The sequence below is a fragment of the Stenotrophomonas sp. AR029 genome, assembly GCF_047520695.2.
Taxonomy (GTDB): Bacteria; Pseudomonadota; Gammaproteobacteria; order Xanthomonadales; family Xanthomonadaceae; genus Stenotrophomonas; species Stenotrophomonas sepilia.
The window spans coordinates 607,144-624,957 of record NZ_JAXBQQ020000002.1; the positions used below are offsets into that span (position 1 = coordinate 607,144).

The 17,814-nt window shown below is 64.2% G+C and carries 6 protein-coding genes; 1 reads left to right on the forward strand and 5 read right to left on the reverse strand.

Translation table 11 applies throughout. The features are described from left to right. Positions 1-426: 426 nt before the first annotated feature. The 5 genes from ACM0PB_RS09370 to ACM0PB_RS09390 all read right to left on the reverse strand — a co-directional run bounded on the left by ACM0PB_RS09370 (position 427) and on the right by ACM0PB_RS09390 (position 16,463). Positions 427-831, reverse strand: coding sequence for a Cdi1I family immunity protein (locus ACM0PB_RS09370; protein WP_065196530.1), 405 nt, complete (start codon positions 829-831; stop codon positions 427-429). A gap of 273 nt (positions 832-1,104) precedes the next feature. Beyond that, positions 1,105-1,353, reverse strand: coding sequence for a hypothetical protein (locus tag ACM0PB_RS09375; RefSeq protein ID WP_414604635.1), 249 nt, complete (start codon positions 1,351-1,353; stop codon positions 1,105-1,107). Positions 1,354-1,536: 183 nt separating this feature from the next. Then, on the reverse strand, positions 1,537-2,049 hold the full coding sequence (locus ACM0PB_RS09380; RefSeq protein WP_155760283.1) for a hypothetical protein: 513 nt from the start codon (positions 2,047-2,049) through the stop codon (positions 1,537-1,539). Continuing rightward, positions 2,049-14,753 carry a hemagglutinin repeat-containing protein gene (locus tag ACM0PB_RS09385; protein WP_414604634.1) on the reverse strand — a complete coding sequence of 4,235 codons (12,705 nt, stop codon included), beginning with the start codon at positions 14,751-14,753 and terminating at the stop codon, positions 2,049-2,051. Before ACM0PB_RS09385 ends, ACM0PB_RS09380 begins: the two co-directional genes overlap by 1 nt. A 21-nt stretch (positions 14,754-14,774) precedes the next feature. Then, entirely contained in the window at positions 14,775-16,463 is a 1,689-nt protein-coding gene (locus tag ACM0PB_RS09390) for a ShlB/FhaC/HecB family hemolysin secretion/activation protein (RefSeq protein ID WP_414604633.1), read from the reverse strand. A gap of 422 nt (positions 16,464-16,885) precedes the next feature. Between ACM0PB_RS09390 and ACM0PB_RS09395 the strand changes: the two genes are divergently transcribed. Then, positions 16,886-17,278 (forward strand): barstar family protein, encoded by a 393-nt coding sequence (locus ACM0PB_RS09395; protein WP_329888745.1) that lies wholly within the window; start codon positions 16,886-16,888, stop codon positions 17,276-17,278. Positions 17,279-17,814: the final 536 nt, after the last annotated feature.

A 17,814-nucleotide genomic window follows, 5' to 3' on the forward strand; every position in this document is an offset into this window, starting at 1 on the left:
GATGTACACAACGAAAGAGACGCCTCCCGCATTGGACTCATATATCCTCTTCCCCGCAGCAACAGCGTCCTTGTAACCCTTCACAGCAGCTTCCTGGCCGAGCACCAAAACCTTCCTATCTGACATTATAGGATGCGATCATCGGTCGCCGTGGCACCACGCAACGCGGTATCGCCCCCGGCCTTCATCGAGATGTTATTGCGCGCCCCGCATCTTCTGCAGGCGATCATTGGGATTTCGAGCCGCGTCGACGTTGATGATCGGATCGATCAACCGGGACTTCGCCCCCCCCACCCGTAGAACCGATCCCACTCAGCTTCACGTAGTACCCAACCCTTGTGAATCACCCTTGCCGCAATCGCCAGTGGTTGAAATCCCCTAAGAGATCAAGCCTAAGCCCTCACGGAGCGGCGATTCCCTTCCAGATCAGACAATGGAACTCCCCAAAGGGCCGCGCGCATCATCAGTGAAAAATCTAGTGTCCAGATCCTGCGCCGGCTCCATCCCTCCAAACACAGTGCGCGCTTCACTTAGCAACTTCAATTGCTGGAAATGCCTATGGAGTATGGGCATGGCCACGGCAACATCCGACCAATCCATCTCGAATGAGAAATCTATACTTACCGTTCTGTCGAATCTAAAGACGCGAATCAGCAACGTAGGAATATGAACGGCGAATTCCAGCCTAAAACCATTGATCTCCTGGATCATGCAAGAACTGCACGGGAAGTCATCGACATTTCCCGCAAGCCAGTCGCCAACCGCTATCGGCTCGCCATCCAGCTCGGTCCGCGAGACGGACTCAGCCGTGCGACCGATCGATTCCAGCACCTAGGACTCGTTGACCCACGGGACGACCTCCATGGCAATCTCAAACGAGTCACTCATCAATAAACCCTCTCCGATTCCGTCAGCGACCGACTGGGTTAAGACCCTCGTCCATGTTTCGGATTCATTTTTCTTCGATCCGCCCCCCAGCAGCACTTAGATCTACGGACTGAAATAGCTACCATCTTCCAGCTTCCAGACAAAACCGCCAGGAACCCAGCCATATCCAGGCTTGGCAACCCAGAACATGTCCGGATCTCAGTCCAACTCAGGCGGTCAAGCCGCCATGAAACGCTCAATCTGCTCATTAACGGCACCGCCCCAAAAACCATTCACATCTTCGAGCCTAGCCCTCCCTTCACTTAAAACAGCACCCGACCCCCATCGGAAGAACTCCCTCCTCTCTTCAAGCGAAAGACCGGGAAGATAGTCAAAACAATTCCACCAGATCACATCAACATCAAGAAGCCCCACACTACCAATAAATCCCCTTACATCAAGACCATCCAACCAATCATTAATCACTTTAACTTAATCTACACTTTCTCAGTCTAACGCTCATTTGGTGAAATTGTATCCACGGCCCACTTCGCGCCAGTGACATTACTCAAGCTAGAACGATTTATTAAGCCCATACTCACACCATCCTTTCTAATGAGATTACTGCAGATACACTCAAAGATGACAGGAATCGCATGCAATCTACAGCTAAGAAATCCCGAAAGACTCAAGCTCCTTCAATGTAATGAATCGAAGCCTTTCACCTCTCAAAGCCGAACCATTCAAGAATTCGCCATAGCCGCATACATCACACTGAAATGCGGGCGTAAAACTGATCAACCCCATATATGCCCGCATATACGCCTCCCCGCAGCGGGAACACACCCTGTCAATCTCGACGGCGACCAACTCCTCCATCAGATCTCTGACAAACTGCGCGACACCGTCATCACTTGCGTTTCTCAACTGGGTCGCACGCGAATGCACGCGCCCAACATCCGCTTCCCCGATCTCCGCGAATGGATATTCATCCAATCGACCATCCATATTCACAATCAAGTCAAAGCCATAGCTTAGGAATGGTTCTCTGCGAACCTCGCCCTCGCATTCCATAACCCATTGGATCAGTGCCTCAACAACACCCCTCGCACCCGAATTATTATTTACGCTCGAAAGACCTGAAATCAGTCTATTCCTCAAAATTCCCGACAAGCGAGCCATTACTCTCCACCCTTTATTGGAAACGTTGTAATCAAGTTTCCCGCCTTATCTGTAAACACTTTGATGACGGAGGTTGGCTGCCCCCCATCCTTCAGTGAAGATATCCCAATCGGCCTTCCAACATCAACAATACGAACGTATTGTCCTCCAGGAATTTCATAGACAGGAGAGCGAACAACAACCGCGCTTTGTAGAACCACCTTGAGCTCATCCGGATTAATACTGAAGATGGATCTATTTCCAGTTGGTGACTTTCCAAAGTGCCCATCTAGAACATGCTGAAAGCCCGCAGAAACCGGAGCCCCTGAGTCGCGCAAAGGCGTTGTTCGTGTCCGTCCGTTGGCCAGATTGACTCGCGAAAGCACTACACCACGCTGAACTGGATTTCCTGGAGCACTGAAACCCCCACCGTCATTGGTTACCTGTAACTTTGGCGGATTGGAATTTTCCGGACGAGAGAAGCCCTTCTCGTACCCAGCCGGCACGGAATTCGTTGTCGACGCCTCATCAGTTGGTCTGAGCGCTCGTGGCCGCGTTACACCAAGACCGCCCGTCTGAGGCAAAAGCCCAGTCCTGTTCACAAATCTCACTGCTCCGATGTTGGCCAAGGCCCCCATCGTCAACGTCAGCGCTCGTCGATTCTCTTCGCTCGCGCCACCCAACGTTGCGGCAATGAACGCGGCACTGGCGATAGCACTTGAAGCTTGAGCGTCATGTACAGCGAAGAAGTTCCTAAGCTGCATTGCTGAGGGAAGCAAGTCTTCGGAACGAGTTATTTCAAGCCCAGACTGCTTCAACGCAGCATCGTACAGGCGCTCGTTTGTCCCTTTGCCACGATAGATTAAATCTTCAAACCACGAATAGTTTGCATCCTTGTATGCCTTCTGGTCAGCCCCCAAACCGACATAGGGTCGCCCATAGGACTGCGACGGGTTGATTCCCTGCAATTCGCCAGGATTCAGAGAACCACTATTGGCGAGGAACTGCTTCTGTAGCTCCGGAAGGTCTAGCGGACCGCTTTGCAGTTCGTAACGATTGATATAAGTCGCGAGATCTGCGGCTTGAACCTCAGTCAGGGTCTCTCCTGCCAACGCCTTCCGGAGCAACCCCGCACTCATCTGGTCCGCAGCATCAAGCAGAACCAGTTCCAAGGATTCCTGTTTATCCAGCCCCCCCTGCCGCTTGGCCTTCTCGCGGAGATGCACCATCCGAGCATGATCGTCATTGCCAAGGAAATTGTTCTCAACCGAATTCTTGGCAATCCCCGCATCCAACGCAATCCCAGCCAGATCCTGCCCTGACAACCCACTCGCCAGTGCTCCCACCGCCTGCGACAACGCCAGCACCATCTCCTTCTGCTCCGGGCTCAGCCTGGAAGGATCTCCCCCGGTCAACGTATTAGTCAGCACCTTCGCGGCCAACTCGCCGCCAGCCGCAGAGACCGCTCCGGTTCCCGCATTGCCACCATTGGCTTCCGCCAGCAGTGCACCCAATACCGCGTGCGACAGCAATTGCAGAGTCGCATTGGGATCGCTGCCGTGGTTCGAGTCAAGCTTGCTGCCGATGAAGTAAGCGGCATAGGGCGCCAGCGCATTGGACGCGACCTGACCGGCGCCCTGGCCGGCTACGCCCCCTACCACAGCCGTCGTCACTGCGCTCAGGGCACGGCTGTACTCACCGCCATCACCCCACTTCTTCGCATCGTTATAAGCTTGGCTGTTTGCGGTCAGCACCTTATCGCGTTGCGCTGCGCTAAGCGCGTTGAACGCCTTTTTATCATCGGTTGACAGGCCATCGTAGTACGCCTGGGTTGCCTTCTTGCTCTGATAGGCTTGAACGTCCCATGCAATCTGCTGGCTGGTGGCCATCACCGTCCCCGCCGCAGCCGCCATCGCCTGCTGGTCTGCCAGCAGCTTGCTCGCATCCGGCAATGCCTCCAGCGCACGATGCGCTCCACTGGCGTCGGTGTTGATGCCCAGCTCGGCCGCCGACGTCTGCTTGCCACCGATGGTGATGTTGCCCTCGGTCAAGGTGGCAAGGGTGGAGCTGCTGTCGCTGCCCTTCTCCATCATCGGCAGGCCCGGAGCACCTCGCGGTGCGGCCGTTCCCGGCTTGGGCGCCCAGCCATCCATCTGCCCGCCCGCACCACCACTGATGCTGCCGGAGCTGGCCGTGTAGTCCATGTGGTTCTGCAGGTCAGTGAACGTCAGCGAGCCCGCAGTCAGTTCACTGTTGCCCGCATGGGTGCTGGCAATCGCACCGCCCACCAGATTCACGTGGCCGGCATCGACGTGGTAGCCGCCGTTGCCGGCAAACAGGCCGCTCTGCTGGCCGACACCCTGATAGCTGCCGCTGGCCTTGCCTGCGCTCGCATACCCGTCGGCATTCCACGCGGTACCGAACGACACCTGCACGCGGCCACCCACCTGGCTGTTCCTGGACATGCTCTCGGCGATGTCCTGCAGCGACTCGATCGTCAGCGTGCCGCCGGTCTTGACGTCGATGCGATCAGCGGTCGCCGTGGCGCCACGCAGCGTGGTATCGCCCTCGGCCTTCATCGAGATGTTCTTGCCGGTCAGCGTGGTGTTCTGCCAGGTCCTGCTCTCGGCATTGGCCTTGCTGCTGCCAACACTCGCTTCGGCGTACACGTACACGCCGGTCTGCGCCCCTACCGAGACGCCCACGCCGACTTCGGCGCCGGCATTGCTGCTCTTGCTGCGGTCGGCCACATGCGCCTTGCCTGCTTCCAGCAGAATGTCGCCGGCCGAATCCAGGCTGAGGGTGTTGCCTGCACTCAGATTGCCCTGCACCACGTGAATGTCGCCCGTCGTGCTGGTGAGGTTGACGTTGCCGCCGCCCTGGATGGTGGAGCCACGCGACACCCTGCTGCTGCCATCGGCACTGCTGTTGGCGGTCTTGAAGCCGATGCCTGCTTCAGCACGGAACAGTTCGCCACTGCCGCCTCGGCCGGACAGCGCCGAGATCGCACTGGCTGCCTGGTACGCGTTGGCGCCCGCTGCCATGCCCTGCATCTTCTGCAGGCGATCATCGGACTGACGGGCCGCGTCCACGTTGTTGATCAGGTCGATCAACGGCGACTTCACCCGCGCGAACACGCCGATCTTCAGGTCCTTGTCGCTCTGCGAGTAGTGACCACTTTCGTCCGCGGTCAGCAACTCGATCTCGGCGGCGGTGATGTTCACGTCCTTGGCGGCCACCACGTTGCTGGCCGTCTGCGTGTACTTGCCCCCGGCGGTCAGGCTCACGCTGCCGCCCAGGCTGCCGATGCTGCTGGCCACCTGTGACACCTGCGCGCTGTCGTCCTGGTGCTGCTCGCGGTGCCAGCCGGAGAACTTCTCGGTATCCGATATCTGTACCGTGCCGATCGCCTTGCTGTCGGACGTATTGGCGTTGCTGACCGTATCCTGCCCGCTGCGCACCAGCAGATCACCGGCGGCACGGATGCTGACGTCCTTCTCGGCCGCGATGTTGGCTGCGGTCAGGCGGATGCTGCCTTCGGTGGTGGCCATGCGCACGCCGCCGCCGACCGACAACTGCGTGCCGGTGATGGTGTCACTGCTGCCGCTGCCCTGGCTCTGCGAGTTGTTGGTACCGAACGGCAGGCCGCTGGTGTTGTTGGCAAAGCCCCAGCCCTTGCCGCGGCTGCTGCTGTCGCTGCGCTCGGTGTTGTGGGCCACGTCGAACACGATGTCCTGGGTGGCCAGCAGCACAGCGTTGCCCTCGGCCGACATCTGTGTGCCCTGGCTGAGGATCGAGCCGCCGTTGGCAATCAACGTGAGATCGCCGCCTGCAGCCAACTGGCTGACGCGGGCATCACTGGTCGAATGGCTCTGTTCGCTGTTGGTGCGCTGGCTGCCGGCAGTCACCACGGTCGACGTGGTGGCCGCGCGCAGGCCGGAGGCGGCGCCTTCGGCGGTGCGGGTGATCCGCCCCATCGCCGAGCCACTATCGGCCATACCGTCGGTGGTCGAATCGCGGGCGCTGCGGTAGGCCTTGGTCGGGTCGTAGGTCACGCCCACCGAGAAGCCGCTGGACTTGCTGGCCTGACTGGATTGGCTGTCCGTGGTGTCCTGTCGCGCCAGCAGCGCAATGTCCTTGCCCACCAATGTCAGGTTCTCGCCTGCGGCGACGTCCGAGGCTTCGATCGTCAGCGTGTTGCCAGCATTGATCAGCACATTGCCGTCGCGCGAGGCGATCGCCGATCCCACCTGGGTGGTGGACTGCTCGGCGCGGGTGCTGCTGTTCTTCGCGCTGCTGTAGCCGACCGATGCCACGCCGTTGCCGAAGCCTCCGGTAACGCCGGATTTCTTTTTGCTCTCGCTGGACTCACTGCTGTGATGATCTTCGGCAGCAGTGATCAGCACATTGTTACCGGCCCCCAGAATCACGTTGCCGGTGGCATCGACCACCGCACCTACCGCAGTCAGATCGCGGCCAGCCGTGATGTTGATGCGCTCGCCCTGGATCGCCGTGCCGATGGCATAGCTGTCGCTGGCGTCGACGCTGCGCGTGGTGGTGGTACTAGACAGCGCCTTCTTTTTCTTGTCGTAGCTGTCCAGACTGTAGTCGTGCATCTCGTTGGCTGAGAGCAGGTTGACGTCGCGGCCCGCGGCCACGCTTACCGCGCCGTCATTGCTGTCGACCAACGCGGCTGTCAGGTTCACGTCCCGGCCTGCGCTCAGCAGCAGATTGTCCCCGGTCTGCAACGTGCTACCGCGCACCGTCTCATCACGCTGGCTGACCTGCAGCGAGCTGCGCTTGCCCGCGTTCGCAAAATCCCGGCTCTCGCTGTCCACCAGCGCCTGGCTGTTGATGTCCCCACCGGCCTGCAATGCCAGACCGCCCGCCGCCTTGATCTGCGCGGCGGCCAGGTTGATGTCCTTGCCGGCTGCCAGCACCACATCGCCAGCGCCCTGCACCGATGTGGCAGCGTGCGTCGTCCTGCTGCTGCGCTGGTGGTTGCGTTCATCGAAGGTGGCGTCGCGGCGCTCCTCCAGCGCAATCGCGCCAACATCCAGAGTGCCGCCTGCGGCCAGCTGGGTCAGGCCGTCGGCGCCGGCGTTGCGGATCTGTGCGGCCTGCAGGCTGATGTCACCACCGGCCACCACCGACAGCATGCCGTCGCCACTGGGTTTGGTCACATACAGACCGGCGACCCGATCGATGCGGTTGGTCTCGTACTGGTAGGTGCCACCGCCCTGCTGTGTCTCCACCGTGGAGGCCACCGTGACATTGCCCGCAGCCTTGACCGACAGCGCATCGGTGGCCGTCACGGCGGCACCCACAACACGGATGTCCTTGTCCGACGACAGCCCGACGTACTGGCCGGAAATGCTGCCGCCCAGATGCTCGATGTTGCCGGCATCGATGGTCACCAGCTTGCGCCCGGCGATGTTGCCGGTGTTGACCAGGCCATTGCCCAGTTTGATATCGACATTGGCGCCTGCCAGCAGTGCGCCGTTGCCGTCGAGGTCGCCCGGGCGCAGGCGCAGGTAGACCTGCGGCACCAGCGCGGTGGTGGTGCTGCCATCGGCCAGGGTGACGGTCTGCTCGACCAGCCAGACAATGTCACTGGTCAGCTGTGCCATCTGCGCTTCGGTCAGCGCCACGCCGGGGCGAAGGCCCCATTCGCTGGCGACCGTGGCACCGGCCTCCAGCAGCGCGCGGTACTGCGCCTCGTCACTGGCGTAGCCGTCGAGGAAGCGGCGACCGGTCAGCTGGCCGATCTGCTCGCGCACCAGCTTCTGCTCGTAGTACCCATCACCCAGCCGCTTCTGCACGGTATCGGGCGAGTAGCCCATCTGGCCCAGCAGATGGTCCGAACTCAGCCAGGTCTTGTGGTCGGTGAAGCGCGGATCGGTCTCGACCAGATAGTGGCCGCCGTTGGGATTGACGTTGAACAGGCTGGCGCTCGGCGCGCGCGTGTCCGGTGCACCCATCGCGATGCGATCCGGCGATCCTCCACTGGCTGCGACCACGCGCGGCCCGGACGTACCGGTGTTGCCGCTCACGCCGCCGACGCTGCTCCCTTGCTGGGTACTGGCACCATCGGCCGCCTGTGCCAGCGCGCGTTCGGCACCGGTGCCGGCGGACTGGCCCGGCCCCTGCGCACCGCCATGGCCCGGCCCATCCGGCAGCGCCGTGGGCCCCTGCACGTTGAGGTTGGCCATGGCCGAACGGTTCTGCACGTTCGGCGCGTTTCGCCCCTGGTTGAGGTTGCTCAGGTCACCGACGTCGATGCTCAACGAGCCGCCGCTGACAATGCTGCCGCCAATCTTACCGGTCACCTCGGAAATGGCCGGAGCACTCCAGGTCATCACATCCCCGCCGAACGTGTGGCTGACGTTGGAGAACTGGTGCGTGCGATACAGCGTGGCCGCCAGGTTCTCCACCTTTGCCGCGCCGGTCAGTCCGATGATGTCCAGATCGCCGCCGGCGGCAATGCTGCCGTAGTGGTTGCGCAGGTCATCGCTGCGGATGCGCATCGCACCGCCTGACCGGATGACCGCATCGGCACCGACGCTCGGCTGCAACACATCTTCGGTCACGGTGCGCGTGGCCAGGCGATACTGCTCGTTGGCACTGGTGGAGTTGCCGCCCGCAAACTGTGGGCTGGTCAGAATGCGGTCGGGATCGTAGTCCTTGTAAGTCCACAACTGCACGCAGTTGGTCGTACAGGTGCCATACGCTGACGAGTAGGTGAGTTTGTCATCGACGTAGCGGAATGCCGGCGAATCGGGATGCAGGGTGGCCAGCTCGGCAAACGGATCGTCGGCACCAGCGGCAACCTGGTCCGGATTGACCTGGTTGTCCTGGCGGCCGACGTAGTACATCACCACCGTGCCGTCCTGCACGTTCAGCCGCGCACGCTCACCCAGCGCGGCATACAGCCCACCGCGCCCGAAGAAGTAGGCACTGGTCTGCGCGGTCAGTCGTACCACCGCACGGTGCACGGTGAAGCCATCCGGCGTGATGTGCGGCGTGTCTTCCAGGATATCGGTCGGGTTGAGGTAGTACACCTCGTGCGCCGAATAGTGACTGGTACTGCGAATGTCCTCGGTGCCATTCTTGCCGTTGCGCCACCAGGCGGGTCGATCCATGCGCACCGGAGCGTTCACGGCGGTGGTCTGTGTGATGACCACGTTCTCGCGGATGTTGTTGACCACCTGCGCATCGATGGACAGGTTGCCGGTGACATCGATGACCGAGCTGATGTTGTCGATCCGCCCGGCAATGCCGCTGGCGATGCGATCGGCACTCAGCGTGCCGCCGATGGCAGCATCACCGCCGCTGTAGATCAGGCCCTTGCCGGTGTTCTGCAGCTCGCGCACGCCCAGGTCCAGGCGCTCGCGTGCAGCCACGGTGCCGACGCGGGTGGCACCACCGGCCTCTTCGGCGCGATTCTTCAGCACGCCGGTGGAGATCGCCACGCGATCACCATAGATGCGCCCGGTGCCAAGATTGTCGATTTCGCCGGCCTCCAGGTGGGTCAGCGCGCCATCGATCAGGCCCCGGTTGGTCAGCTGGCCACGGGCATTGAGGTGGGTCGTGCCCTGGCTGGATATCTCACCCGAGGCCGCATTGGTGATGTTCTGGGCGTTGAGGTCGAGGTTGCCACCGCGCACCACACCCTGGTTGTCGAGGTCGCCGGACAGGTTCAGCGACAGCGTGCCGTTGGCGATCCATTCGCCACGTTGGCGCATGCCCTGCTGCAGGGTGAGGCCGAGGTCACGCTGCGCATGCACCTGGCCGTCTTCGCTGAGCGCACGTGCGACCAGGGTCTGGCTGCCATCGGCGCGCAGCAGGCCGCCGCTGTTGGCGACGTTGTCCGCCTGGCTGTCCAGGTTGCCGCCGGTGCTGATCACGCCGCCGGTGTTCTCCAGCTGGCCGTTGATCTGCAGCCGCGCACCGCCATCAGTGACGACCTGGCCCTGGCTGTTGTCCAGCCACTGTGCACCGAACTGCAGCTGGCCCGCCTGCAAGCCACGCGTGCCGTCGCCGCCACGGGTGTTGCGGTTGTCCACGCTGGCGGCCGTGAGGGTCAGCAGCTGGCCGGCCGCGATCGCGCCGGCGGCGTTGTCCAGATGCCCGTCCAGGGTCAGGTCGAGGTTGCGCCCGGCCTGCACGCGACCACTGGCATTGGCCAGGCTCGCCGCCTGCAGCGACAGTTTCGCGGCGCTGGCAAGTGTTCCACCGGAACTGTTGTCGACGCGGGCCAGCAGCAAGCGCGCATCGCCTTGTGCATTGACTGCGCCGCCACGGTTGTCCAGCACGCCACCATCCAGCTGCAGCTTCCCGGCCGCCAGCAATCCACCGCTGCCGGCGGTGGCGCGGTTGTCGATGTCCTGCCCGACCGTGTTGATGGCCAGGTCGGCCGCCGACTGCACGCGACCGCCCTGGTTGTCCATCGCGCCACTGCGAACGATCAGGTCGCCCTTCTGCGTGCCCAGCGTGCCGGCGCGGTTGTCCAGCCGCTGGCCGCGGGTATCGATGTCCAGCTGGCCGCCCAGCAGCGTGCCGCGCTGGTTGAGCAGGCCGTTGCCCTGCAACTGCAGCCGTTCGCCGGCCTGCATCGCGCCGTCGCTGTTGTCCACGCCTGCCGCCGTGGTCGCGCTCAGGTCCTTGCCAGCGACCAGGGTGCCGTGGCGGTTGTCGAGACTGCCGGCGCCCAGGGTCATCGTGCCGGTGCTGGACAGCAGCCCCTGCTCGCCATTGTCGAGACGACCCTCAACGCTCAGCACCAGCGCGCTGCCGCCCGCATGCACGGTGCCGCCCTGGTTGCCGAGGCTGGCCGCGGTGACCGTGCCGGCACCGCCGAGCAGGATGCGGCCCTTCTGGTTGTCCAGCGCCTGGCCGATCGCCAGCGTGGAGTGACCCGCGCCTGCACCCTGCAGCGTGCCCTGTGCATTGATCAGCTGCTGCGCGGTGACAGCCAGCGCGCCATTGCTGGCCAGCGAACCGCCGCGATTGTCCAGCACACCCTGTACGCGCAGGCGCAGCGCGTCTTCACCGGTTGCGGTGAGCGTGCCACCGGCGGTGGTCAGGGTATCGGCGGTGATGTCGACGCGGCGCGCCGAGGCGGTTGCCGCGGTCAGATCGAGGTTGGCGCCGTCCAGCGCGAAGCTGCCATTGCTGAGCACGCTGCCGCCGTTGCCCAGCAGGGTCTTCGCCGAGACCTGCAGCTGGCCGCTCCCCGCGTGCTGGATCCTGCCTGCACGGTTGTCCAGCACCTGTGCCAGCAGGGCCAGGTCGCCATTGCTGGCCAGCGTGCCACCGGCATTGCCCAGCGTCGTGGCCTTGATGCGACTGGCGCCTTCGCCGCTGGCGATGATGCGGCCACCGGCGTTGTCGAGCGTGGTTGCCTCAAGGTCGAGGCGATCGGCGCCCAGCGTCGCGTCACGATGATCCACGTCGCCAGCACGCAGGGTCAGCGTGGCCGAGGAGACCAGCGTGCCCTTGCTGCCGTCCAGGCGGCCGGTGGTGATGTCCAGGCCCTGGTTGCCGGCCTGGCGGATGCTGCCGCCACTGTTGTCCAGCCGTGCGGAAGTGACCGTCAGGCGATTGGCGTTGCTGGCGATCGTGCCTTCGTGGTTGTCCAGCGCAGCGACGATCTGCAGCGTGCTGTCAGCCGTTCCGGCACCGCTGAGCGTGCCCTTGCGGTTGATCAGTTCACCGGCCTGAACATCCAGCGCGCCGTTGCCGGCGATCGTGCCGCCGCTGTTGTCCAATGCCTGCGCCACACGCACTAGCAGCGCCTCGCTGCCAGTCGCACTGAGGCTGCCGCCGGCATTGTCCAGGCGCTGCGCATCGATGGCGGTGCGCTCGGCCTGGGTAACGCTGCCGGCGCCGAGCACAAGCTCGCCCCCTTCCAGCGTCAGCGACGACTGGCTGAGGATCCGGCCCGCCGCGCCCTGCAGGCTGTCGGCCCGGATCTGCAAGGTGCCTCTGCCCGCGTGTTCGATCGCGCCGCCGCGGTTGTCCAGGCGCGCTGCCTGCAGCTGCACATCACCAGTACCGGCCAATCGGCCACCGTTGCTGTTGTCCAGCAGCTCGCGGGCCAGCACCTGCAGCGCACCACTGCCTGCGGCCAGCACCTTGCCGCCCTGGTTGACCAGGCTGCCAACCTGCAGCTGCACCTGGCCATTTCCGGATATCGCGCCGCCCGTGTTGTCCAGGGAGTCGCGCACCGTCAGCGCCACACCCTGCGTGCCGGCCGACTGCAGCGTGCCCTTCTGGTTGTCGATGCGACCGGCGTCGATGCGCAGGCCGCCGTTGCCGACGATCTGGCCGCCCTGATTGTCGAACGCATCGCGCACGTCCAGCGCCAGCGCCGAGACACCCTGCGAGACGATCTGGCCCTGGCGGTTGCGCAGTGCCCCGGCGTGGATCTGCACACTCTGCGCCGATGTCGTGCCACCACTCACGTCCAGCTCGCCGCCGGACAGCACCAGCGCGCCGTTGCTGAGCAGACGCCCTTCGCTGCCACGCAACGTATCGGCCTGCACGCTCAGGATGCCGGTGCCAGCCTGCTGAACCAGGCCGTTGCTGTTGTCCAGCGTGGTCGCGACCAGTGCCAGATCGCCGTTGCCGGCCAACGTGCCGCAGGCACTGTTGTCCAGCGTCGTGGCCTTCACCGAACTGGCCCCGCTACCCAGCGACAGCAGGCTGCCGCCCCGGTTGTCCAGCGTCGCGGCCAGGATCTCGAACCCGGCCGCACTGAGCGAACCGTTGCGCAGATCGGCGTTGCCGACCGACCATTGCAGGCGGCCCAGGGTACTCAGTCGCCCACCGCTGCCGGTCCAGTCGCCCGTATCCAACGCGAGACCACCGCCACCGGCGTGTTCGATGCGGCCACCGGCATTGCCGACCTGGCCCGCGCGCAAGGCCAGCTGCGTGGCATTGGTGGCCAGCAGGCCACCGTCGTTGTTGAACAGGCCCTGCACCGTCCACGACGATGCCGCCTTGCCGGCGTGGCGCAGTTCACCACCGCGGTTGTCGAGCGCCTGCGCATCAAGCGACAGGTCGCCGGCCACGCTCAGCGCACCCTTCTGGTTCGACAACAGGCCCACCTGCAGCGCGGCATCGCCATGCACCTGCAGCGTGCCGCCGTCATTGCGCAGCTCCCCCCCAGCCTGCAGCGCGCTCACGCCCAGGCGACCGCCGCTGTTGTCGAGACCGTTGCGTGCGGCCAGTGACACCGAGCCGCCGTTGCTGATGCTGCCGCCGTCGTTGTCCAGCGTACCGGCGATGGCGATCAGGCCCTCGGCCAGGGGCAGCTCCGGCGACGTCGGCGTGCCCGCCGAGCCCCCATTGCCGCCTCCGGTTCCCGGCGTTCCCGGCGTGCCGGTTCCGGGTGTTCCACCGCCATTGCCGGGCGACGCGCCGCTGCCAGCGCTGCTCCCGTTACCACTTGATGCCATGGCATCCAGTGCACCCAACAGGCCATTGCTACGGTTGCTGGCTGCGTCGGCCTTGAGTGCCAGCGCTTGCACACCGGTCTGTTCAATGGCGCCGCCATGGTTGCGCAACCCCTGCGCCTGCAGCTGCAGGCGCTGTGCATTGAGCGTGCCGTTGCTGTTGTCCAGCGTGCCACCGGCGGTGATCGCAACTTCGCGCGTGGCGGCGATGGTGCCGCCATTGGCAAGATCGCCACCGGCCTGCACGCGCACGTTCTGCCGCGACTGCAGGGCGCCGATGTTTTCCAGCCGGCCATCCACCGTCACCACCAGCTCGCCGGCCTGTGCGCCAATGCTGCCGGCATTGCGCACGCCCACGCCGTGCTCATTGCCGACCAGCCAGATCTTGTTGGCGAACATGCCGCCCAGCGCACCAACGTCCAGCGCGAAGGCCGGCGCCTCGCCGCTGGCCGCGGTCGCACTGGCCTGGCTGTGGTCGGCACTGACCACGTTGTTGCCCAGCGTCGCCTGCAACTGATTGGCCCAGATGCCGGCGTTGACCTGCAACGAACGGGTGATCAGGTCGGTGTAATCGGCACGGCTGGTGTCCAGGCCATCGCCATCGATCTGGATCGCGCCCCCTGTGACGCGGTAGCCCTCAAGTGCGCCTGCACCCGTGAACATCGGCGTGCCGGTGGTCAGGGTCACCCGGCTGGCATTGAGGAAACCGCCGCCATTGACCTGGATGCCGGCCGGGTTGGCAATGATCACCTCGGCGCGCTGCCCGGCCACTTCCACATAGCCGTTGAGCCGGCTGGCCCGACCATTCACTTCATTGAGGATGACCCGTGCACTGCCGGTGGCAAGCCACGGGTTGCCCTGCACCCAGCCGCCCAGCTGCGTCTGCACCTGGCCGCGGGCGTTGTTGAGGATGACGCCATCGCGGCCCACGTCGAACTGCGAATAGCGGTTGCGCGACACACCCGCCGCCGACGGCGTGGTGATGTTCACCATCGGCACGCCATTGGGTGCCGTCACCATCGTCGGCCGTTCACGGCCCGGCGCATTCGGATCGGAAATGATGCGCGCATCGGACTGCGCCAGCGCAGGCGTTGCCAGGCTGACCCAGCCCAGTGAGCACATCAGTGCGAAGCCCAGCGGCGACAGCGCAGCGCTCTGCCGGCCCGGCACATGGCCGACCAGGCCACCGCCGCCCTTCACCAGCTCCGAAGCCACCTGCCAGACGCGCAGCGCGCGGTTGAAAACCAGACGATAGATAGTGTTCATGTCACGTGTCCTTGTGGCAGATCAGTAGCGCCAGGCCAGGCTGAAGCCGAATGTGGTGTAGTCGGTGGGGAAATGGGCGGGTTTGCGCAGCGCCGAACCCACGAAGCCATTCCAGGAAAGCTGCTGCCAGCCGCCGCGCAGGCCCAGTGCCATGCCGGCCAGGTCATGGCCGGACTGCCACTGCGCGGATGGGCCGCCGATGCGGCCGTAGTCGGCAGCCACGTAGAACTCCTGGCCGCCACCGATACCGAGCGAAAGATCGTTGCGCAGCGACCAGCCACGCTCGCCGCTGAGCGAGCTTTCACCGTCGAAACCGCGCACGGTATAGCGGCCACCGATGGCGAAGCGATCCTGCGGCGAGAGTGGCGTGCGGTTCCACTGCGCCCGCCATGCGGCGGTGTAGCGCAGGCGCTGCCTGCCCAGCTGGAACGGCACGCTGAACTGCGCGTCGGCAGTGATCAGCTTCATCCGCGAGGTGCCTTCCAGCGGCAACGTCGGGTTCCACAACTGCGCCATCTCTTCCGGCGAACGCAGTGCGTGGAAGGCGCCCGTGCCACGCCGGTAGGCCACGCTGGCATCGAGCGTGGCAGTGCCGATGAACTGCTTGTGGGTCAGGCCCAGTTCCCAGCCAGCGGTGCGGCGGCGCTGCACTTCGATCTCGGTATCGTCGATGTAGTTCTTCGACTCGCGCTGCCAGCCGCGTGCGTAGGCACTGAACTTGATCTTGGCATTGCGCAGCAGCAGCCGGTCCACCCGCGCTTCGGCGTTTTGGCTGCGGCCGCTGTAGTCATAGCTTTCAAAGGCACCAACCACGTTCTGGCTGTAGTCGTAAGCGCTGGCGGTCGCACCGAACAGCCAATAGCCGTAGGGCACGTCGTAGTGCGCGGTCCAGCTGTCGGTGTCCTTGCCGCGGCCGTTGAACACGCCACGGCCGGCGCTGATGTAGAACAGCTCGTTCAGGCCCAGCGGATTGTCCAGCGACAGCGTCGCGTTGGCCTGCAGCTTGCCGGTCCCGCGGCTTCCGGCATCGTCCAGGGTAACGCTGGCGCGTACCGGTGAACGCTGCTTCCAGTCGATCTGCAGGTCGCTCTGGCCCGGCGCCGCGCCCTCGCCGTCGGCCGGCGCGATCTTGATGTCGGCGCTGACGGTGGGCACGCGCTGCAGGTTCTCCAGGCCCTGCTCGATGTCACGCAGGTTGAGCAGGCCGCCACTGCGGATCGGTAGTGCATTGGCGAGGGCCGGATGCCGTCCCTGCGGATCGGAGAACGCGGCCTCGCGGAACCGGCCCGGCACCACCGACAACGCCAGCGTGCCCTGGTTGAGGTCCTGCGGTGCGGACAGCACGCGCGTGGTGACATAGCCACGGGCGATGATCGCGTTCTGCGCACGCTTCATCACCACGTTGATGCCTTCGGTTCCCAGGCAACGGCCAGTGGCCGGATCGTCCGTCGGGTCGGCCGCCGCCAGTGCCCAACCGAAGCGCTGGCTGTCTTCGCCTTCCAGCACGATGCGATCGATGCGTACGCACGGGTGCTCCTGCGCCGGCAGGCGGTCGCTCTCCTTCTGCGCGTCCCGCTCCAGGCGGACGTCGGGACGTTGTTCCTGCTGCTCGCGCAGCACGCGTTCGCGCTCCTGCTGCCGCAGCAGTTCCTGCGCGGCGGGATCACCGGCCTGCTGGGCGGTCGCCGGCCATGCGGCAACGGCGAGCATCAACGACCAACCACGATGGAGCCTCGGCCCCGGGTGCTTCTTCCCTGTTTCCACGCTACGTTCCATTCGAAATCGTCCTGCCAGCCGCAGTGCTGCAGGAACGTGAACCGAGGCTGCGCCACCATGGACAGCCACGGCATCGCGCGACAGGCGCAATGCCGCAGTACAGATCGGCCGGCGCGGGAGTTTCTGAAGGATGAATTTCCGCAGGGCGCGCGTCAGCCCGGTGCAAGGGCTCGCGGCAAAGCGTTGGCAGGTTGCGGAACGAGCGTTCGCCTCGTACCTGCAAAGCGGCATATGCGGCTGCACGACAGCCGTGCAGCGAAGTGCAGCCGCCAAGTATGCGGTGCACGGCCCACGCCCGCAAAGCGAATCCGTTCAGCCGCACACACCCTGCGCGCGGGTCACGCTACAGTCGGCGCATGACCATCGTCCTACAGATTGAAGGCGCCGCCATCGATGACATCGCCAGCCTGTACGCGGAGATCAACCGCGTGTTCATGGCTGGCGAGGCGTGGCAGCTCGGGCCAAGCCTTGATGCGCTGGACGACCTGCTGCATGGCAGTTATGGCGCGTTGGCCGGCCAGGCGCAGGCCACGCTGATCTGGCGCGATATTGCCCACAGCCGCAAGGCCCTGGGCATGGAGACCACCCGCCAATGGCTGCAGACAAAGCTGGACACACCGGGCAGCTTCAACACGCAGGCCATTGCCCACCAGCTGCAGGCCCTGCAACGGGGCGAAGGCCCGACCTACTTCGAGATCGTCATGGAGATTTTCACCAGCCACCGGCAGATCACGCTGGTCCCGGCCTGACTCCTTTACGTGCCGTACCGGCCTGCCACCGGTGGCGGCAGCCCTGCGCCCCAGCAGTTACCATGGACGGCCCTGTACCCGCTCCGCTGCGGCCGCCCTCCGGCGTGGCCGGATGCCCAGATCCACGAGTCCCATGTCCAAAGACAAGTCCGCCGAACACACCCCGCTGATGAAGCAAAACGACTAAAAGAAGATCTTAGTCATCAGGAGCCTTGTGCCGCAAGGATCTTAGGCGCCACCCGCGAGACCCGCGCTCCAACGCAACATCGCCGCAACAGGTCTATGACCAATAACTGAACGACAAGAAGCGAAATGATGTCGCTCTGAGCGACATGACGGGCGCTTAGCTGTTAGGCTGATGTCGTCATCGCGGGGAGCAACAATCCGTGCCATGGTGTGAGTAGGCGACTACTCGAGGGCGAATAGCCCAAAACACCCCGAGCGACGCGTCAGCGGCCGGCAACGGCCGGGACCATCGGGAAGGGTCAGGTGGCTGCGGCAACGGCTCGCAGCCATAGATTGGAGGAGGGTAGTAA

What these genes read in the sequence shown, in the direction of transcription:
- ACM0PB_RS09380 (WP_155760283.1), bottom strand. Translation starts at nt 2,049, where the DNA reads ATGGCTCGCTTGTCGGGAATTTTGAGGAATAGACTGATTTCAGGTCTT.
- ACM0PB_RS09385 (WP_414604634.1), bottom strand. Translation starts at nt 14,753, where the DNA reads ATGAACACTATCTATCGTCTGGTTTTCAACCGCGCGCTGCGCGTCTGG.
- ACM0PB_RS09390 (WP_414604633.1), bottom strand. Translation starts at nt 16,463, where the DNA reads ATGCTCGCCGTTGCCGCATGGCCGGCGACCGCCCAGCAGGCCGGTGAT.
- ACM0PB_RS09395 (WP_329888745.1), top strand. Translation starts at nt 16,886, where the DNA reads ATGACCATCGTCCTACAGATTGAAGGCGCCGCCATCGATGACATCGCC.